Source organism: Lentzea guizhouensis, from assembly GCF_001701025.1.
GTDB lineage: Bacteria > Actinomycetota > Actinomycetes > Mycobacteriales > Pseudonocardiaceae > Lentzea > Lentzea guizhouensis.
Genome location: NZ_CP016793.1, coordinates 4658326 through 4676474 on the forward strand (window position 1 = coordinate 4658326; position 18149 = coordinate 4676474).

Annotated in this window: 22 protein-coding genes; 14 read left to right on the forward strand and 8 right to left on the reverse strand. The window is 70.7% G+C overall.

The genetic code is table 11. The features are described 5' to 3' along the window. Window positions 1-53 precede the first annotated feature (53 nt). The gene (locus tag BBK82_RS23095) at window positions 54-662 is read left to right on the forward strand and encodes an NAD(P)-dependent oxidoreductase (protein ID WP_065916863.1); all 609 of its coding nucleotides are present in this window, start codon (window positions 54-56) and stop codon (window positions 660-662) included. Here BBK82_RS23095 and BBK82_RS23100 read toward each other — a convergent pair. Continuing rightward, window positions 636-1535, reverse strand: a complete 900-nt coding sequence (locus tag BBK82_RS23100; protein WP_065916864.1) for a LysR family transcriptional regulator — start codon at window positions 1533-1535, stop codon at window positions 636-638. The two genes, BBK82_RS23095 and BBK82_RS23100, sit on opposite strands and share 27 nt — an antisense overlap. A gap of 24 nt (window positions 1536-1559) precedes the next feature. On the opposite strand from BBK82_RS23100, the gene BBK82_RS23105 reads away from it, so the two are divergent. Continuing rightward, window positions 1560-2324 carry an inositol monophosphatase family protein gene (locus BBK82_RS23105; RefSeq protein WP_065916865.1) on the forward strand — a complete coding sequence of 255 codons (765 nt, stop codon included), beginning with the start codon at window positions 1560-1562 and terminating at the stop codon, window positions 2322-2324. Here BBK82_RS23105 and BBK82_RS23110 read toward each other — a convergent pair. After that, window positions 2321-3169: an AsnC family protein gene (locus tag BBK82_RS23110; RefSeq protein ID WP_154697443.1), complete on the reverse strand. Its 849-nt coding sequence runs from the start codon at window positions 3167-3169 to the stop codon at window positions 2321-2323. The genes BBK82_RS23105 and BBK82_RS23110 overlap by 4 nt on opposite strands. Window positions 3170-3465: 296 nt before the next feature. On the opposite strand from BBK82_RS23110, the gene BBK82_RS23115 reads away from it, so the two are divergent. Together BBK82_RS23115 and BBK82_RS23120 are read left to right on the forward strand one after the other, a co-directional pair. Further along, on the forward strand, window positions 3466-4671 hold the full coding sequence (locus BBK82_RS23115) for a cytochrome P450 family protein (protein ID WP_065916866.1): 1206 nt from the start codon (window positions 3466-3468) through the stop codon (window positions 4669-4671). 64 nt (window positions 4672-4735) lie between these two features. Next, the gene (locus BBK82_RS23120) at window positions 4736-5938 is read left to right on the forward strand and encodes an adenosylmethionine--8-amino-7-oxononanoate transaminase (RefSeq protein WP_237048417.1); all 1203 of its coding nucleotides are present in this window, start codon (window positions 4736-4738) and stop codon (window positions 5936-5938) included. Here the strand turns inward: BBK82_RS23120 and BBK82_RS23125 are convergent. Next, window positions 5911-6153: a glutaredoxin family protein gene (locus BBK82_RS23125; RefSeq protein WP_065916868.1), complete on the reverse strand. Its 243-nt coding sequence runs from the start codon at window positions 6151-6153 to the stop codon at window positions 5911-5913. The two genes, BBK82_RS23120 and BBK82_RS23125, sit on opposite strands and share 28 nt — an antisense overlap. Before the next feature lie 36 nt (window positions 6154-6189). On the opposite strand from BBK82_RS23125, the gene bioD reads away from it, so the two are divergent. The 4 genes from bioD to BBK82_RS23145 all read left to right on the forward strand — a co-directional run bounded on the left by bioD (window position 6190) and on the right by BBK82_RS23145 (window position 8813). Beyond that, complete coding sequence (gene bioD, locus BBK82_RS23130) at window positions 6190-6909, forward strand: dethiobiotin synthase (protein ID WP_065916869.1); 720 nt, start codon at window positions 6190-6192, stop codon at window positions 6907-6909. A gap of 70 nt (window positions 6910-6979) precedes the next feature. Continuing rightward, window positions 6980-7996 (forward strand): biotin synthase BioB, encoded by a 1017-nt coding sequence (bioB, locus tag BBK82_RS23135; RefSeq protein WP_065916870.1) that lies wholly within the window; start codon window positions 6980-6982, stop codon window positions 7994-7996. Window positions 7997-8007: 11 nt separating this feature from the next. Beyond that, entirely contained in the window at window positions 8008-8208 is a 201-nt protein-coding gene (gene bsaP, locus BBK82_RS23140) for a biotin synthase auxiliary protein BsaP (protein ID WP_065921288.1), read from the forward strand. Between the two features lie 11 nt (window positions 8209-8219). Continuing rightward, window positions 8220-8813 (forward strand): DUF2567 domain-containing protein, encoded by a 594-nt coding sequence (locus tag BBK82_RS23145; RefSeq protein WP_065916871.1) that lies wholly within the window; start codon window positions 8220-8222, stop codon window positions 8811-8813. 28 nt (window positions 8814-8841) lie between these two features. On the opposite strand, the gene BBK82_RS23150 is transcribed toward BBK82_RS23145, so the two are convergent. Continuing rightward, on the reverse strand, window positions 8842-9666 hold the full coding sequence (locus tag BBK82_RS23150; protein WP_065916872.1) for a putative hydro-lyase: 825 nt from the start codon (window positions 9664-9666) through the stop codon (window positions 8842-8844). Between BBK82_RS23150 and BBK82_RS56320 the strand changes: the two genes are divergently transcribed. Then, window positions 9625-10116 (forward strand): transposase, encoded by a 492-nt coding sequence (locus BBK82_RS56320; protein WP_335618104.1) that lies wholly within the window; start codon window positions 9625-9627, stop codon window positions 10114-10116. The genes BBK82_RS23150 and BBK82_RS56320 overlap by 42 nt on opposite strands. Window positions 10117-10183: 67 nt before the next feature. Then, window positions 10184-10504 (forward strand): zinc ribbon domain-containing protein, encoded by a 321-nt coding sequence (locus tag BBK82_RS56325; protein WP_335618122.1) that lies wholly within the window; start codon window positions 10184-10186, stop codon window positions 10502-10504. On the opposite strand, the gene BBK82_RS23160 is transcribed toward BBK82_RS56325, so the two are convergent. Continuing rightward, complete coding sequence (locus tag BBK82_RS23160) at window positions 10464-11708, reverse strand: MFS transporter (RefSeq protein ID WP_065916873.1); 1245 nt, start codon at window positions 11706-11708, stop codon at window positions 10464-10466. The two genes, BBK82_RS56325 and BBK82_RS23160, sit on opposite strands and share 41 nt — an antisense overlap. A 222-nt stretch (window positions 11709-11930) precedes the next feature. On the opposite strand from BBK82_RS23160, the gene BBK82_RS23165 reads away from it, so the two are divergent. Continuing rightward, window positions 11931-12746, forward strand: coding sequence for an alpha/beta fold hydrolase (locus tag BBK82_RS23165; protein ID WP_065916874.1), 816 nt, complete (start codon window positions 11931-11933; stop codon window positions 12744-12746). On the opposite strand, the gene BBK82_RS23170 is transcribed toward BBK82_RS23165, so the two are convergent. Both BBK82_RS23170 and BBK82_RS23175 read right to left on the reverse strand, forming a co-directional pair. After that, the gene (locus BBK82_RS23170; RefSeq protein ID WP_083268101.1) at window positions 12743-13423 is read right to left on the reverse strand and encodes an LON peptidase substrate-binding domain-containing protein; all 681 of its coding nucleotides are present in this window, start codon (window positions 13421-13423) and stop codon (window positions 12743-12745) included. The two genes, BBK82_RS23165 and BBK82_RS23170, sit on opposite strands and share 4 nt — an antisense overlap. Before the next feature lie 10 nt (window positions 13424-13433). Then, window positions 13434-14072: an NUDIX hydrolase gene (locus BBK82_RS23175; RefSeq protein ID WP_237048328.1), complete on the reverse strand. Its 639-nt coding sequence runs from the start codon at window positions 14070-14072 to the stop codon at window positions 13434-13436. A 130-nt stretch (window positions 14073-14202) separates the two neighbouring features. Here BBK82_RS23175 and nadA point away from each other — a divergent pair, with 130 nt between their 5' ends. The 3 genes from nadA to nadC are packed head-to-tail and all read left to right on the forward strand — an operon-like array spanning window position 14203 to window position 17686. Further along, a complete protein-coding gene (gene nadA, locus BBK82_RS23180; protein WP_065916876.1) occupies window positions 14203-15222 on the forward strand; it encodes a quinolinate synthase NadA in 1020 nt (339 codons plus the stop codon). After that, a complete protein-coding gene (locus BBK82_RS23185) occupies window positions 15222-16850 on the forward strand; it encodes an L-aspartate oxidase (protein ID WP_071812654.1) in 1629 nt (542 codons plus the stop codon). The genes nadA and BBK82_RS23185 overlap by 1 nt, the downstream gene beginning before the upstream one ends. Then, the gene (nadC, locus tag BBK82_RS23190) at window positions 16847-17686 is read left to right on the forward strand and encodes a carboxylating nicotinate-nucleotide diphosphorylase (protein ID WP_065916877.1); all 840 of its coding nucleotides are present in this window, start codon (window positions 16847-16849) and stop codon (window positions 17684-17686) included. Before BBK82_RS23185 ends, nadC begins: the two co-directional genes overlap by 4 nt. On the opposite strand, the gene BBK82_RS23195 is transcribed toward nadC, so the two are convergent. Further along, a complete protein-coding gene (locus tag BBK82_RS23195; protein WP_083268102.1) occupies window positions 17657-18082 on the reverse strand; it encodes an antibiotic biosynthesis monooxygenase in 426 nt (141 codons plus the stop codon). The two genes, nadC and BBK82_RS23195, sit on opposite strands and share 30 nt — an antisense overlap. Between the last annotated feature and the right edge of the window lie 67 nt (window positions 18083-18149).

Here is an 18149-nt window from a genome sequence, read left to right on the forward strand (position 1 = left end):
GGTTGACGACGTTTCATTTGATGTTAATCGGCGTCGCCCATAGCGTTCTCGGCATGAACCTCACTGTTCTCGCCGCCTCCGGGCGGACCGGTCTCGCCCTCACCCGGCAGGCCCTGGAGCGCGGCCACACCGTCACGGCCATCGCCCGCGACCCGCGCAAGATCGGCCTCGACCACCCGGACCTGCGCACGGTGGCCGGGGACGTGACCGACCCGGCGAGCATCACCGTCGCCGCGGGGGCCGTCGTGCTCTCCGGTCTCGGCACGGACCGGGCGGGTGTGCTGCTCGACGGCGCCAAGGCGGTCGTCGCGGCCGGGCCGGCGCGGATCATCTGGCTCGGCGCGTACGGCACCGGCCCGTCGTTCGCGGCGGCCGGTGACGGCGCCCGCGTGCTGGAGAAGTTCCTCGGTGACCGGCTCGCGGACAAGGTGGCGGCCGACGAGACCGTGCTCGCCGCCGGTGGCACGGTCTTCCACGCCGGGGTGCTGTCCGACGAGCCGATCAGCCCGTCGCGGCGCACGGTCGGGCTGGAGGACGCCCCGCCGTTCGACCTCGGTGCGAAGGTGAGCCGCGAGACCGTGGCCGCGGCGATGCTCGACGAGGCCGAGTCGCCGCGCTTCCCCGGTGCCGTCGCCCTACCGCTGGACCACCTCGGCGTATGAGTCCCGCACCTGGTCGCGCAGCCACGCGTGGGCGAGGTCGGAGTCGTAGCGCTGGTGCCAGTTGCAGTTCACCGGCGCCGGCGGCGACTCGACCGGCAACGGCCGGGTGAGGAGACCGAACGCCTCGATCAACGGCCCGCACAGGATCGCCGTGGTGGTGACCAGCGCGTCGCTCGCCGCCGCGATCTGCAGTGCGGAGTGGACGGTCGCGACCGTCGCGATCACTCTGCGCTGCAAGCCTTCCGCGGCCAACAGGTCGTCGATCGGCGCGGACAGCCGGCCGCGCCGGGACACCACGACGTGCGGGTGCGCCGCGTAGGCCGCGAGGTCGAGGCCCTCGGTGCACGGGTGGTCCGGGCGCATCGCCACGGCGAGCGGGTCGTGGCCGAGCGTCTCGGAGCGGAACTCGGGCAACACCGGCGCACCACCGCCGAGCTCCAGGTCGACCCGGCCGTGCCGCAGGTCGTCGGTGTCGGCGGAGTGCTCGGCGAGCACCCGCAGCCGCACACCGGGTGCCAGCCCGGCGATCCGGCCGACCAGCACGGGCACCAGCGACGACGCCAGCGCGTCGTGGCACTGCACGGTGAACGTCCGGTCCAGCTCGGCGAGGTCGAGCTCCCGGCTCGGCGTCAGCACCGCGTTGGCCTGCCGCACCAGCCGGTGCACCTCGTCGGCGATCCCCAGCGCGTACGGCGTCGGCGTCATCGAATGACCGGTGCGCACCAGGATGTCGTCCCCGGTCACCTTCCTGATCCGGCCGAGCGTGCGGCTCACGGCGGGCGACGACAGGTGCAGCCGTTGCGCCGCCCCCATCACGCTGCCCTCTTCGAGCAGGGCGTCCAGCACCGTCAGCAGGTTCAGATCCGCTTGCATGACCAGAGATCGTATGGAGGAACCATGAACGCGGAACTCGTCACGGCCGTTCGCCGCGCCGGAGACCGGATGACTCGGCGCTACTCGACCGAGTCGCGCACTGCGAACCTCGCCGAGGTCGTCGCCGGGGTGCGCGCCAACGACGCCGCCGTCGTGGACGTGCTGCGGCCCGCGCTGGCCGAGATCCGGCCCGGCGCGCGCTGGCTCGACGACGAACACGGCTCAGGCCCGCTGGAACCGGGCGAGTGGTGGCTGGTCGACCCGGTCGGCGGCAACATGAACGCCGTCCACGGGATGACCGACTGGAACATCGGCGTGAGCCTCGTCCGAGACGGCCGCCCGGTGCTCGCGGCGGTGTACTTCCCGTTGTCCGACGAGATGTTCACCGCCGTCGAAGGCGGTGGCGCGTTCCTCAACGGCGTCCGGCTGCAGGTGTCCGCGAAGACATCACTGGACGGCGCGTTGGTCGGCACCGGGCAGGCGCAGCCGGGGCAGGGGCCGGAGATGGCGGACCGGGTGGGCGCGGCGTACAGCGCGATGTCCAAGGAGGCGCTGTACGTGCGGATCTCGGTTCCGGTGACCCACCAGCTCGCACAGGTCGCGGCCGGGCGGATGGACGCGCACTGGCAGTACGAGAACGTGCGCGCGCACGCGGCCGGTGTGCTGCTGGTGCAGGAAGCCGGTGGGGTGGTCACCGATCTCGACGGGAAGCCGTGGGAGCTGACGACCCGCGCGTACCTGGCTGCCGCGCCGGGTGTGCACGAGGCGGCGTTGCAGGTGCTGCGTTAGTCCTCGACCGTCCACACGAGCGTGTTCATGTCGACCTCCGGCCGCACGCTCCACCGCACCTGGGTGAGCTCCGTCGTGTCCGGCAGCACGAACACCGTGTGCCCGCCGGCGGTCTCACCCGGCTGCACGCCGAGCTTGTGCGCGGGCCGCGACGACAGCGACACCGGCGCCTTCGTGACGGTCTCGCCGGTCTTGGTGACCAGGACCAGGTACATGTCCGGCAGCGAGGTGTAGGGGACCTGCGAGGCGTTCGTGATCTCGGTGTGCACGACCACGGCCCGTTCGCCCTCGGCCAGCTTGTAGCCGGCGGCGGTGAACAGGAAGTCGGCCGGGTCGACGACCTCGACGAGCTGGATCGACAGGTGGGCGCCCTCGAGGCTGTCGGCCGCCAGGGTCGAGCCGATCTTGCCGGTGCGCGAGAGCGGCTTGGGCTGCGGCTGGTCGGCGCGGACCCAGCCCGCGGACTGCGGCGGGCCGAAGGGGTTCTGCGGGGGCTGCTGCGCGGGGAAGGGGTGCGACTGCGGGCTTTGCGGGCCGTACTGCGCCACCGGGTGCGGGCCGCTCACGTGGTGGGGGCCGCTCTGGTGCACGGCGTAGGCGCCGGAGGGAGGCGGGCCCTGGTAGTTGCCGTAGGCGGCGGCGTTCGCGAGGGCGCGCCGGATGCCGTTCGGGTCGCACTCCACGCCCACCAGCAACGGCAGACCGCTGCCGGACAACGTGATCAGGCGCATGGCGGCCTCGCGCGGGTCCATGCCGAGCCGTTGGGCGATCTCGTGCACGGCGGCACGGCCCGAGTCGGCGAGCATGGCCAGCAAACGGGCGTCAACGGGATCAGGGGCCACCACGGCTCGAACGCTACCCCGCGCTCCTGATCTTCGCGTCACCGCCCGCCCACATCGCGATCACGGTCGCCCCACCTCGCCGGCCGGGCACCACATCGGTTTCCCGGACAGTGGGCGAAAGCGTTTTCCGCACCGAAAAGCCGAATATGTGCCGGATGTCGATTATCGCCCTGTTCGATCCAGTTCGGTTCTGTGCGAACTTCGTTGCGGCGCAAGACCGATGACCCGTGGACGTGCGAAAAGGAGCACCGCTCGAGAATGAGTGGCGAGAGACGAGTAAACGGGGTTAACTCGGTGAGGTGACGACACTGACCCGGTTGCCCGACGACTACGTCCAGAACCCGCACGAGGTGCACGACCTGCTGCGCGCCGAGGGGCCCGTGCAGGAGGTCCACCTGCCGCGCGGGCTCAAGGTCTGGCTCGTGACCAGGTACGACGAGGCGAAGATCGCCCTGACCGACCCGCGCGTCAGCAAGAACATGGCGGAGGGCCGGTACGTGTTCGACCTGCACGCGCCGAAGGACGCCCGGCGCGGCGAGTTCGAGTCCGCGCTCTCGGTGCACATGCTCAACATGGACCCGCCGCACCACACCCGGCTGCGCAAGCTCGTCACCAAGGCGTTCACCGCCCGCCGCATCGAGCTGATGCGCCCGCGCGTGCAGGAGATCGCGGCCGAGCTCATCGCCAAGATGAACGACGGCGACGAGGTCGACCTGCTGGAGGCGTTCGCGTTCCCGTTGCCGATCACGGTGATCTGCGAGCTGCTCGGCATCCCGATCGACAACCGCGACGAGTTCCGCGAGTGGTCGAACACGCTGCTGACGTTCGGCGCCCCGGAACAGATCCAGCACGCCGCCGGTGCGATGGCGCAGTTCCTGATCCAGCACGTCGAGAAGGCGCGCGCGGCCGAGCCGGACGACACGTTCTTCTCGGCGCTGGTGCACGCCGACGACTCCGGCGACCAGCTCAACACCGAAGAGCTCGTGTCGATGGCGTTCCTGCTGCTCGTGGCCGGCCACGAGACGACGGTCAACCTCATCGGCAACGCCGTGCTGGCCCTGTTGAAGAACCCGGACCAGCTGCAGGTCCTCAAGGACCGGCCGGAGCTCATCCCGGCCAGCGCCGAGGAGTTCCTGCGGCTGGAGGGCCCGGTCAACATCGCGACCTTCCGCTACACCAAGGAACCGCTCGAACTGGGTGGGGTGGTGGTCCCCGCCGACGAGCTCGTCATGGTGTCGCTGGTCGCGGCGAACCGGGACCCGGCGAAGTACGAGAACCCGGACCGGCTCGACGTCACCCGGTCCGCGCAGGGGCACGTCGCGTTCGGGCACGGCATCCACTTCTGCCTGGGCGCACCGCTGGCCAGGCTGGAGTTCGACGTGGCGCTCACGCAGCTGCTGGCGCGGTTCCCGGGCCTGGCGCTCGCGCAGGAGCCGGAGACGTTGGTGTGGCGGGACAGCACGTTGATCCGCGGCCTGCACACGTTGCCCGTCCGCCTCGCCTAATGTGCGGTGCGTGGACGACCTGCTGAAGCTCGACCAGGCGCACGTCTGGCACCCGTACGGCCCGATGCCGGGCACCCAGGAGCCGCTGCTCGTCGCGGAGGCCTCCGGTGTCCGGCTCACGCTCGCCGACGGCCGCGAGCTGGTCGACGGCATGTCGTCCTGGTGGGCGGCGATCCACGGCTACCGGCACCCGGTCCTGGACGCCGCCGTCACCGGCCAGCTGGGGCGGATGAGCCACGTGATGTTCGGCGGGCTCACGCACGAGCCCGCCGTCCGGCTGGCCGCGAAGCTCGTCGACATCACGCCCGCCGAGCTGCAGCACGTGTTCCTCTGTGACTCCGGCTCGGTCTCGGTCGAGGTCGCGGTGAAGATGTGCCTGCAGTACTGGCGTTCGCAGAACCGGCCGGAGAAGCGGCGGCTGCTCACGTGGCGCGGCGGGTACCACGGCGACACGTTCACCCCGATGTCCGTGTGCGATCCCGAAGGTGGGATGCATTCGTTGTGGAGTGGAATCCTGCCGACCCAGGTGTTCGCGGACGCGCCGCCGGTCGAAATGGACACCGCGTACGTGCAGCACCTCGCCGACCTGGTCGAGGAGCACGCGGACGAGCTGGCCGCGATCATCGTGGAGCCGGTGGTGCAGGGTGCGGGCGGGATGAGGTTCCATGACCCGCGCTACCTGCATGTCTTGCGTGAGCTCGCGTACACACACGACGTGCTCTTGGTGTTCGACGAGATCGCCACGGGCTTCGGGCGCACGGGTGAGCTGTTCGCCGCTGGCCACGCGAACGTCAGCCCGGACGTGATGTGCGTCGGCAAGGCGCTGACCGGCGGTTACCTGTCGATGGCCGCCACGCTGTGCACGCCGAGGGTGGCCGACGGGATCAGCAGGGGCGAGGTGCCGGTGCTCGCGCACGGGCCGACGTTCATGGGCAACCCGCTCGCGTCGGCGGTGTCGCTGGCATCGATCGACCTGCTGCTGTCGCAGGACTGGAAGCGTGAGGTCGCCCGGATCTCGGCCGGGCTGAAGGACGGTCTGGCACCTGCGCGCGCGTTGCCGGGCGTGAAGGATGTGCGCGTGTTGGGTGCCATCGGTGTCGTGCAGCTGCATGAGCCCGTGGAGATGACCAAGGCCACAAAGGCGGCGGTGGACGCCGGGGTGTGGCTGCGGCCGTTCCGCGACCTGATCTACACGATGCCGCCGTTCATCAGCACGAACGACGACATCGCGACGATCTGTCAGGGCGTGATCGCGGCGGCGAGCTGAGTGTCGGACGGCTCGACCAGGAACTCGCCGTTCGGGAGCACCACGACCGGGATGTTCTTGCGGCCGGAGATCTCGACCGCCTTGTCCCGCGCGGCGTCGTCGTGCTCGACGTCGACATAGGTGAAAGCGACGTTGTTGCGGGTCAGCCAGGCCTTGGCGCGGCGGCAGTCACCACACCATTCGGCGCCGTACATCACGATCGGTTGCTCACTCATGCCATCACCGTAGGTGAGCGCCTAGGGTGATGGTTCGTGAGCGTGCTGGTGATCACCGGAACCGGGACCGAGGTCGGCAAGACCGCCGTCACCGCGGGCATCGCGGCGCTGGCCAGGGCAGAAGGCAAACGGGTCGCGGTGCTCAAGCCCGCGCAGACCGGACTGCTGCCCGGTGAGCCGGGCGACGTGGCCGAGGTGGCCAGGCTGGCGGGCGACGTCACGACCCGTGAGCTGGCGAGATACCCCGACCCGCTGGCGCCGGCCACCGCGGCCAGGCGCGCGGGCATGGCCACGATCCACCCCAAGGACGTCGCCGCGGCCGTCACGGAGCTCGACGAGACCCACGACCTGGTGCTGGTCGAGGGTGCGGGCGGGCTGCTGGTGCGGTTCGACGAGGGCGGCTCGACGCTGGCCGACATCGCCTGGGCGGTGAACGCGCCCGTGCTGGTGGTGGCGCAGGCCGGGCTGGGCACGCTGAACACGACCGCGCTCACCGCCGAGGCGTTGCAGCGGCGTGGCCTGGAGTCGATCGGTGTCGTCGTGGGCAGCTGGCCGCTGCACCCGGACCTGGCGTCGCTCACCAACCTCGCCGACCTGCCGGAAGCGGCCGGTGCGCCGTTGCTCGGCGCGCTGCCCCAGGGGGTGACGAAGCTCGGTTCTGTGGATTTCCTGGCCGTTGCCAAGAGATCGTTCTCACCGTGGTTCGGGGGCGAGTTCGAGCCGGAGACGTTCGCGGCTCAGTTCGCGGTCCAGTGACCTACGTCGCTCCACAGTTGAGGATTCAGTGAGGCATAGTGCTCGCCAGGCCACAGGAGGAGGAGAGACCGTGACCGCAGCTCCGGAACAGATCGACGTGCTCGACGAGGCTCGTGAGCAGGTGCTCGAACGAGGTGTCGGACTGTCCGAGGCGCAGGTCCTACAGGTGCTCGAACTGCCTGAAGACCGGATCCCCGAGCTGCTCGCGCTGGCCCACGAGGTGCGCGAGCGCTGGTGCGGCCCCGAGGTCGAGGTCGAGGGCATCGTCTCGCTCAAGACCGGCGGCTGCCCGGAGGACTGCCACTTCTGCTCGCAGTCGGGCCAGTTCCCCTCGCCGGTGCGCTCGGCGTGGCTCGACATCCCCGGCCTGGTCCGCGCGGCGCGGCAGACCCGCGACACCGGCGCGACCGAGTTCTGCATCGTCGCGGCCGTGCGCGGCCCGGACAAGCGGCTGCTCTCGCAGGTCCGCGACGGCATCAAGGCCATCCGCGAGGACGGCAACGACATCCAGATCGCGTGTTCGCTGGGCATGCTCACGCAGGAGCAGGTCGACGAGCTCGTGGCGATGGGCGTGCACCGCTACAACCACAACCTCGAGACGGCCCGCTCGCACTTCCCGAACGTCGTCACCACGCACTCCTGGGAGGAGCGCTGGGACACGCTGAAGATGATCCGCACCGCCGGCATGGAGGTCTGCTGCGGCGGCATCATCGGCATGGGGGAGACGCTGGCGCAGCGCGCGGAGTTCGCCGTGCAGCTCGCCGAGCTGGAGCCGGACGAGGTGCCGCTCAACTTCCTCATCCCGAACCCCGGCACGCCGTACGAGAACTACCCGGTCGTCGAGGGCGCCGAGGCGTTGCGCACGGTCGGCGCGTTCCGGCTGGCGCTGCCCCGCACGATCCTGCGGTTCGCCGGCGGCCGTGAGCTGACCTTCGGCGACCTGGGCGCGAAGCAGGGCATGCTCGGCGGCATCAACGCCATCATCGTCGGCAACTACCTGACGAACCTCGGCCGCCCGGCGCAGCAGGACCTCGACATGCTCGAAGAGCTGTCGATGCCCATCAAGGCGCTGAGCCAGACCCTGTGACGCTCCCCGGGATGATCACGACCGTGTACTGCTCGTTCTGCGGCAAAGAGGAAGCTGACGGCGACCACGTGGTCTGCCGTCAGCGGTTGTCCGTGATCGACCCGCCGCGCTACTGCGCGGAGTGCGCCCGCCGGATGGTCGTCCAGGTGACCCCGGACGGGTGGACGGCGCGGTGCAGCCGCCACGGGGAGATCGGTCCGGGGCACGAGTAACCTTCTGCGGCATGGACGACCTCGCAGCGCCGGTGCGCCTCGAACCCGTGCCGGAGCCGCCGTACGTCTACCACTACGTCCGGCCGCGGCCCAAGGTCGTGGTGAAGCGCGACCTGCTGCCGGGCCTGTCCGTGCTGCTGACGACGTCGATCTTCGGCATGGCGGGGGCGTTCGTGTGGGCGTGGCTCGCCCCGCCGCAGACGAAGGTCGCCTCGCCGCAGGAGGGCGTCGGGTTCCAGCCGTACGGGGTGGAGAGCTACCACCGGCTGGACGCGCTGATGGTGTTCGTCGTCATCGGCCTCGGCGCCGGCCTCGTCACGGGCATCGCGGTGTGGATGCTGCGGCAGCGGCGCGGCCCGGTCGTGATGCTCGCGATGACCCTGGGCTCGCTGGCCGCGGCGGCGCTGATGCAGTGGCAGGGCGGCAAGACCGTCGAGGGCAGGTACCCGCAGCCGGCCACCGCCCAGCCCTACGACGTCGTGCAGTTCGCGCCGCAGCTGGAGACGTGGTGGGGGATCCTGGCGTGGCCGCTGGCGGCGGCGCTGGCCTACGGCTGCTGCGCGGCCTGGAACGGCCTGGACGACCTGGGGCGGCGCCTCGGCTGACCGGCCGGGACACCGCCCCCTCGCGTGCCTACCCGACGCGGTAGGCGAAGTCCGGCATGTCGGTCACGAACATCTGCCCCGGCGCGTGCGTGATCGCGAACGGCGGCTTCGACTTCATCAGCACCGCCTGCGGAGTCACCCCGCAGGCCCAGAACATCGGCACGTCACCGGGTTCCGGTTCCACCGCGTCACCGAAGTCGGGCGCGTGCACGTCGTCGATGCCGAGCATCTTGGGGTCACCGGCCCCGACCGGAGCCCCGTGCACCGACGGCATCAGCGCGGTGACCTTGTGCGCGATGTCCACAAGGGACTCCGGCACCCAGCGCATCGACACGACCATAGGCCCGTGCAACCGTCCCGCCGGCCGGCACTGGATGTCGGTGACGAACATGGCGACGTTGCGACCCTGTTCCACGTGCCGCAACGGCACACCCGCGTTCGTCAGCGCCGTCTCGAACGTGAAGCTGCAGCCGATCAGGAACGTCACCAGGTCGTCGCGCCAGTGCTCGGTCGCGTTCTCCGGTTCGGCCACCAGCTCGCCGTGCTCCCAGATCCGGTAGCGCGGCGCGTGGGTCCGCACGTCCGCGTCCGGCTTGAGCGCGCTGACCGTCTCGCCGGCGTCCAGCACGTCGAGCACCGGGCACGGCTTCGGGTTGCGGTGGGTGAAGAGGAGGAAGTCGTACGCCCAGTCCTTCGGGATGGCGATCAGGTTGGCCTGCGCGAGACCCGGTGCCTTGCCCGCTGTCGTCATTCCAGCTCCTTCAGCGACCCTGGGGTGGGCCTGGAAAGTCGTTTGGGTATGTTGTGAACCGTGAACGTGCCGGTCAAGCGGGCGTTTCGGTACCGCTTCCACCCGACCGAGGTGCAAGCGGCGGAGCTGGCACGCACATTCGGGTGTGTGCGCAAGGTCTACAACCTGGCGTTGCAGGCCCGCGCGGAAGCGTGGACCCGACGCGGGGAACGCGTCGGCTACGACGTGACGTCGGCGCTGTTGACCGAATGGAAACGCACGGACGAGCTCGCGTTCTTGCGCGAGGTGTCGTCGTCGGTGCCGTTGCAGCAGGCGTTGCGGCACCTGCAGGCGGCGTTCGCCCACTTCTTCGCCAAGCGTGCCCGGTATCCGCGGTACAAGTCGCGCAAGAAGTCGCGCGCAAGGCCCGCGTCAGAGTCGCCCGGCTGCACGCCCGGACAGCTGATCGACGATCCGACTTCCTGCACAAGATCACCACTCGGCTCGTGCGTGAGAACTGTGAGGATGGTGTGGTGCTGTTCCGGGCCGTGGCCTGACCCGCGCGATCAGTGATGCGGGCTGGCGGCAGTTCCGGCAGTTGCTGGAGTACAAAGCACGCTGGCGTGGACGTGACGTGGTCGTGGTCGACCGCTGGTTCCCGTCCTCCAAGCTGTGTTCGGTCTGCGGCGCACTCGCAACGGAGCTGCCGTTGCGAGTGCGCACGTGGGCCTGTGCCTGCGGTACCTCCCACGACCGGGACGTGAACGCGGCACGCGACATCCTGGCCGCCGGGCTGGCGGTGTCGGTCTGTGGAGCCGGTGCAAGACCTCAACGGAACAGTCCGGGCGGGCGGTCGGCGACGAAGCAGAAAGCTCGTGGCGTGAGCCTCGAGAACTCCCCTCAACCGCGAGGGGAAGAGGTCAATCCAGCTCCTTGTTCACCGTCTCCGGCAACCAGATGAGCGCCACGACCGCGATCCCGTAGGCGGCCGCTCCGAACAGCATCGCACCGCCGATGCCCATCCGGTCGGCCATGAACCCGACCAGGCCGGGGAACACCGCACCGAACGCGCGCCCGAAGTTGTAGGTGAAGCCCTGCCCGGTGCCGCGCAGCTGCGTCGGGTAGAGCTCGGACAGGTAGCTGCCGAACCCGCTGAAGATCGCGGACATGCAGAACCCGAGCGGGAAGCCCAGGAACATGACCAACGTGTTGGCGCCGTTGGGGATCTGCGTGTAGGCCACGATCAGCAACGCGCTGGCGATCGCGAAGAGCACGAAGGTCTTCTTGCGCCCCAGGTAGTCCGTCAGGTAGCCGCCGCAGACGTACCCGATCCACGCGCCGGTGATGAGGAACGCGAGGTACCCGCCGGTGCCGATGACGGTGAGCCCGCGTCCGGTCTGCAGGAACGCCGGCAGCCACGTGGCGAGCGTGTAGTAGCCGCCCTGCACGCCGGTCGCGAGCAGCGCGGCGAACAGCGTGGTCTTGAGGATCGGGCCCTGGAAGATCTTCGGGAACGTGCCGCGCGGCCGGGGCTGTGCCTTGACCTCGGGGGCGTCGTCGACGTTGCGGCGCACGTAGAAGATGAGGATCGCGGGCAGCGCACCGGTCCAGAACATGATCCGCCACGACCAGCTCGGATCCGCGAGCGAGCTGACCAGCGTGTTGACGATGACCGCCAGCCCCCAGCCCACCGCCCACGCGCTCTGGATGAACGCCACCGTGCGCCCGCGGTACTTCGGCTTGCAGTACTCGGCCACGAGGATCGCGCCCGCGGCCCACTCACCGCCGAAGCCGAGTCCCTGCAGCGCCCGGAACGCCAGCAACGTCTCGTAGTTCGTCGCGAAGCCGCAGAGCACGGTGAAGAACGCGTACGCCGCCACCGTGATGACCAGCGTCTTCGCCCGGCCGAACCGGTCGGCCATGATGCCCGCGACCGCGCCGCCGATCGCGCTCATCAGCAGCGTGCTGGTGCCCAGCAACCCGGCCTCTGCCTTGGTGAGGCCGAAGTAGCCGGTGATCGCGACCAGGCTCAGCGGCAGGACCCAGTAGTCGTAGGAGTCCAGCCCGTACCCGCCGAACGCACCGACGAAGGCGCGCTTGCCCTTCGCGCCGAGACTGCGGAACCAGGCGGCGCGCCCTGTCTCCTCGGTCGTGGTCGTGCTCATGGGACACCTCGCAGCGTGGTGGAGGAGTGGTGGAGTGTGATGTGGCACTCACTGTAAGGATTGTTCAACAATCCCACAAGGCCACAATCCAACGATCCGACAACCGGCGTGCCGGGATGAGCCTGATGGCGTCCGCGGGTGCGGCTCAACGGTTCTGCGGGGCGGCCGACGTGCCATGTCCTGGAGCGGCGCAACAACCCACGTGACGCGCGCGTTGAGGCTGTGAACACCGGGAGGTCCACCATCACCACCACCTCGGCCGACGGCACCGCCATCGTCCACCGCACCACCGGCACCGGCGAGGCCCTGGTGGTCGTGCCCGGCCCGCTCGAACAGGCCGAGGGGCTCGACGACCTCGCCGCCGGACTGGCGGACGGGTTCGCCGTCCACGTGCTGGAGCGCCGCGGCCGGGGCGGCAGCGGCCCGTGCCGGCCCGGTCACGGCCTCCACACCGAGGTCGAGGACGTCCGCGCCGTCCTCGCGGCGACCGGTGCCCGCAAGCTGGTCGGGCTCAGCTCCGGTGCCGTGATCGCGCTGCAGACGGCGTTGCGGGTCCCCGGCATCACCCACGTGGTCGCCTGGGAGCCACCGGTCGGCGTGACCACCCGCAAGGCGGAGGTCTTCGCCCGGGTCGACCGTGAGCTGCGGAAGAACCAGCACGCGGAGGCCGTGGTCACGCTCCTCAAGGGACTGGAGGCCGGGCCACACCTCCTGCGAGCGGTGCCACGCGGGGTCCTGGTGGCACTGCTGCGCAAGTGGGATGAGGAGGAGGACCCGCGCGACATGCGCGAGCTCCTGCCGACGTTGCGCGACGACCTCCGGGTCGTGGCGGAGGGCAGCGAGAACCTCTGGCGCTTCACCGCCCTGCGCAGCGAGGTGCTGCTGGCGAGAGGCGCGAAGTCGCCGCGCTACCTCGCCGATGGCGTCACCGCGCTCGCGAAGACGCTGCCGCGCGCACGGCAAGCGGTCGCACCCGACGCGCACCACCTGAACCCCGAACGCGCGTTACCCGTGTTCCGGGACTTCCTCAAGAGCTAGTTGGGACTCGGCACGTGCCCGAACTCCGTCAGCGGCACCGGCACCGCCTTCAGTGCGCTCAGGATTCCGGTCTCCCGGTGCAGCATCCGCCGCACCAGCCGCAGCCTCCGCGCCGGCGACCGTTCCTCCAGCAACCGCTGCCTGTCCTCGACCGGCAGCAGGCAGTCCGCGGCAAGCAGGTACGACAGCGCGCCCAGGTCGACGTCCTCGTCGGGTGCTGACCAGTCCTCGCGGTGCCACGCCGCGCCGCAGTAGCGCTCGTGGGCCGCCCGCGCGCCGCGTTCCAGCAGGGGCACGACCTCCTGGGCGGCCTCGGGGACGGGGGCGTCGTCCAGGTACTCGACGCTGCCCAGCAGGTACGGGGCGGTGGTCGTGTCCACGTCGAGCAGGCGGAACCGCTTCACGCCGCGGGTGACGATGTCGAAGCGGCCCTCCGGGAGCGGGCGGGCGTCGAGGAGGTCGGCCGAGCAGCCGATGTCCTGCAGGGACCCGACGTTGTCGGCGCCCACCTCCCAGCCCTCCTTGATGCAGACCACGCCGAAGGTGCGGCCGAACAGGGTGCCGGTCATCAGGTCCACGACGAGCTGGCGGTAGCGCGGCTCGAAGATGTGCAGCGGCAAAGACGCGCTGGGCAGCAGCACGGTGCCCAGCGGGAACAGGGGGAGCGTCTCAGCCACGCGTGCAACGTTACGGGGTGGCACTGCCGCCTGCTGGACGGCCGGATCCCGGCGGCCTCAGCACGGCGAACGGGTCGGTGACTTTGATTCCCCTTGCGCTGAACCGGAACAGTGCGGCGGGGCGGCCTCCGGACGGGCCGGGAGGGGCGGTGCCACCTGTGGGTTCCAGCAGCAACCGGCGTGACAGCACGCGTTGCAGGTTGGTCGCGGAGACCCGGTAGCCCAGCGCCGCGGAGTAGTGGTCGCGCAGCAGTGAGATCGTGAACTCCGGTGGTGCGAGCGCGAAGCCGAGGTTCGTGTACGACAGCTTCGAGCCCAGCCTGTGCCGCGCTCGCTGCACGATCGCGGAGTGGTCGAACGCCATGAGCGGCAACGACTCCACGCAGTGCCACCCCGTGTCGGCCGGCACCTCGGGGTCGACGTCGGAGGGGACCAGGCCGAGGAACGCGGTCGCCACCACGCGCGGACCGGGAACGCGGTCGGGCGCGCTGAAGACGGCCAGCTGCTCGACGTGTGACAACTGTCGCACGTCGACTTTCTCCGCCAGCTGACGGCGGATCGACGACTCCACGTCCTCGTCCACCCGCAGCCCGCCACCCGGCAGCGACCAGCGGTGAGCGTGTGGCTCCCTGGCGCGCTCCCACAGCATGACCTGGAGTGACGCACCTCTCACCCGCAGCACAGCTGCCAGAACTTCGTGTCCCACGCCCGCCACTCGGCTGATACTATCGGCCACGTTTTCGACCAATAGGCGAAAACCCCGGATCGAGGAGGCAGTGATGGTCGCTACCGCAATCGTGGAGCGAACCGCGTCGGGTGTGTACGGCGGAGTCGAGCCGAACGCCGCGTGGCGGGACGAGGTGCTGCGGCTCGCGGAGGAGCGGGACGCCGTCATCCTGGCGCACAACTACCAGCTGCCCGAGATCCAGGACATCGCCCACCACACCGGCGACTCGCTCGCGTTGTCGCGCATCGCCGCGCAGTCCGACGCGCAGACCATCATCTTCTGCGGCGTGCACTTCATGGCCGAGACGGCGAAGATCCTGTCGCCGGAGAAGACCGTGCTGATCCCGGACGAGCGCGCGGGCTGCTCGCTCGCCGACTCGATCACCGGCGCGCAGCTGCGCGAGTGGAAGGCGCAGCACCCCGGCGCGGTCGTCGTGTCCTATGTGAACACCACCGCCGAGGTCAAGGCGGAGACCGACATCTGCTGCACGTCGTCGAACGCCGTCGACGTGGTGCGCTCGATCCCGGCCGACCGCGAGGTGCTGTTCTGCCCGGACCAGTTCCTGGGCGCGCACGTCAAGCGTGAGACCGGTCGTGACAACCTGCACATCTGGGCCGGCGAGTGCCACGTGCACGCCGGCATCAACGGCCCGGAGCTCGCCGAGCGCGCCGCCGCGAACCCGGACGCGGACCTGTTCATCCACCCGGAGTGCGGCTGCGCCACCAGTGCGCTGTACCTGAGCGGCGAGGGCATCGTGCCGGCGGAGAAGGTCAAGATCCTCTCGACCGGTGACATGATCACCGCCGCGCGCTCGACGAACGCCCGCAAGGTGCTCGTCGCGACCGAGGTCGGCATGCTGCACCAGCTGCGCAAGGCCGCCCCGGAGATCGACTTCCGCGCCGTCAACGACCGCGCGTCCTGCACCTACATGAAGATGATCACGCCGGCCGCGCTGCTGCGGTGCGTGCGCGACGGGCTGGACGAGGTGCACGTGGACCTGGAGACCGCCAAGCGCGCCCAGGGCGCCGTGCAGCGCATGATCGAGATCGGCCAGCCCGGCGGCGGTGAGTGATGACCGCGCGCTGGGAGGCGCGGGCCGACCTGATCGTGGTCGGCACGGGCGTGGCGGGCCTGACCGCCGCCCTGAGGGCCCGTGAGCTGGGACTGCGGGTCCTGGTCGTCACGAAGGCCGCGGGCGACGACGGCAACACCCGCTGGGCACAGGGTGGTGTCGCGGTCGTCATGGAGGACCAGCACGACCCCGGCGACTCGGTCGCCCGGCACATCGACGACACGCTGACGGCGGGCGCAGGTCTGTGCGACGACGCCGCCGTCACCGCGATCATCACCGACGGGCCCGCCGCGGTGGCCCGGCTGCGGGAGCGCGGCGCGATGTTCGACGCGCGGCCCGACGGCCTGCTCGAACGGACCCGCGAGGGTGGCCACAGCGCGTTCCGGGTCGTGCACGCCGGCGGTGACGCGACCGGTGCCGAGGTCGAACGCGCACTGCTCAAGGCCACTGTGGACGGCCGGGTTCCCCTGCTGGAGAACCACGTCGCGGTCGACGCGGTGAAGACGCCGCTCGGTGCGGTCGGCGGTCTGCTGGTGCTCGACGGCAACGGCGTGCCCGGCGTGCTGACCGCGCCCGCCGTGCTGCTCGCGACCGGTGGTCTCGGCCAGATGTACCAGGCGACCTCGAACCCGTCGGTGGCGACGGGCGACGGCCTCGCGCTCGCGTTGCGGGCCGGTGCGCTGGCCGCGGACGTCGAGTTCATCCAGTTCCACCCGACCGTGCTCTACACGGGCCGGGGCGCGCGTGGCCGGTGCCCGCTCGTCACGGAGGCCGTGCGCGGCGAGGGAGCGGTGCTGGTCGACGCGACGGGCGCGCGCGTGATGAAGGGCGTGCACCCGCTGGAGGACCTCGCCCCGCGCGACGTCGTGGCGGCGGCGATCACCCGGCACATGGCACTGGAGCCCGGTGGCGTCGACGACCACGTGTTCCTGGACGCGACCTCGTTGCACGACATGGCTTCCCGGTTCCCGACCGTGTACGCGGCCTGCGCGTCGGTGGGCATCGACCCGGCCGTGGACCCGATCCCGGTCGCCCCGGCGGCGCACTTCGCCTGCGGTGGTGTCGTGTCCACCGTCGACGGCCGCACCGGCGTGACCGGCCTCTACGCCGTCGGCGAGGTGGCCCGCACGGGTCTGCACGGCGCGAACCGGCTGGCGTCCAACAGCCTGCTCGAAGGCCTGGTCTGCGGCACCCGTGCGGCCGATGCCGTGGCGTCGGACCTGGCACTGGGCCTGATCGCACCGGCGCGCGCCGTCGAACCGTCGCTGCCGACCGCGCCCGTGGCCGACCGTGACCTGCTGCAGCGCGTGATGTCGCGGTACGCCGCGATCGGCCGGGACGCCGAGGGCCTCGCGGTCGTCGGCTCGGTGCTCGACGTGTCCACTGTGGACAAGCAGCTGGAGTCCCGCGAGCTGGTCGAGGACGCGGCGCTCACCACGGCGGCCCGCGCGTTGATCGCGGCGGCCCAGGAACGCACGGAGTCGCGCGGCTGCCACGTGCGCACCGACTTCACCGCGCGTTCGACCACGTGGCAGCGCAGTCAGCTCGTCCGGCTCACCCCGACCGGCCAGCCCGTGCTGGCCGACCCGGTGCTGGCCGATCCCGCTCTGGTGGAGGGTGTCGCATGACCGAGTTCGACTGGGACGACGCGAACCGCGTCATCCAGCTCGCCCTGGAGGAGGACCTCCGCTACGGCCTCGACGCCACGACGCTGGCCACGGTGCCGGAGAAGGCCGTCGCGACCGCGGAGATCACCCCGCGCGCGGCGGGCGTGCTGTGCGGCGTCTCCGTTGCGAGGGCGGCTTTCCAGCGCTACCTGCCCGAGGTCGAGGTCCTGTCCGAGGCGCCTGACGGTGTCAAGGCGGTGCCCGGCGAACCCGCTCTGGTGCTGACCGGACCGGCCCGCGGCCTGCTCACGGTCGAGCGCACGGCGTTGAACCTGGTCTGCCACCTGTCCGGCATCGCGACGCAGACCGCGCGCTGGGTCGACGCGGTCGAGGGCACGGGTGCCGCGGTCCGCGACTCCCGCAAGACGTTGCCCGGCCTGCGGTTGCTGCAGAAGTACGCCGTGCGGTGCGGCGGCGGCGTGAACCACCGGATGGGCCTCGGCGACGCGATCCTCATCAAGGACAACCACGTCGCCGCGGCCGGTTCGGTCGGCGCCGCGATCCGCGCGGCCCGCGAGCACGCCCCCGACCTGCTGATGGAGGTCGAGGTCGACAGCCTCGCGCAGCTCGACGAGGCCCTGACCGAGGGCGCGGAACTGGTGCTGCTGGACAACTTCACGCCCGAGCAGTGCGCGCAGGCGGTGGCCCGCAGGCCGGCGGGCGTCAAGCTGGAGGCGTCCGGCGGGCTCACGCTGGACGTGGCCCGCCGGTACGCCGAGACAGGTGTGGACTACCTCGCGGTGGGCGGTCTCACGCACTCCAGCCCGTCACTCGACCTCGGCTTGGACCTCCGCTAGCGGCCGGTACCGCTCGACGCTCACGTGCTGGACGCCGGGGAAGTTCTGCACCCGGCGCCAGTCCGTGGTCTGCGAACCGACACCACCACCGGACGACAGCGCGTCGACGTGGTCCTCGGCGCTGACCCACTCCGCGTAGTTGATGACGCGCTTGCCGTCGTCGCGGATGTGGAACGCCGCGGAGATGCCACCGGGATGGGGGTTCGGATCGCTGCCGAGCGCCACGAACACCGAGTCGACCCAGCCGCGCGCGGTGGCCACGTCCTCGGTGTCGACGGTGACGAGCACGACGCAGCCGACCTCCTTGGCGCCGCTCGACTCGCCGGAGCGGTAGAGCGTGTAGCCGTCGAGGTCGGTGCGGCCGCGGACGAACGAGGGCAACTGTGGAAGAGTCATGTCCTCGATCCTGGGAGCTCGACCTAACCCGAGGTCAAGCGTTCAGCCGAACGAACAGCCCAGCCCA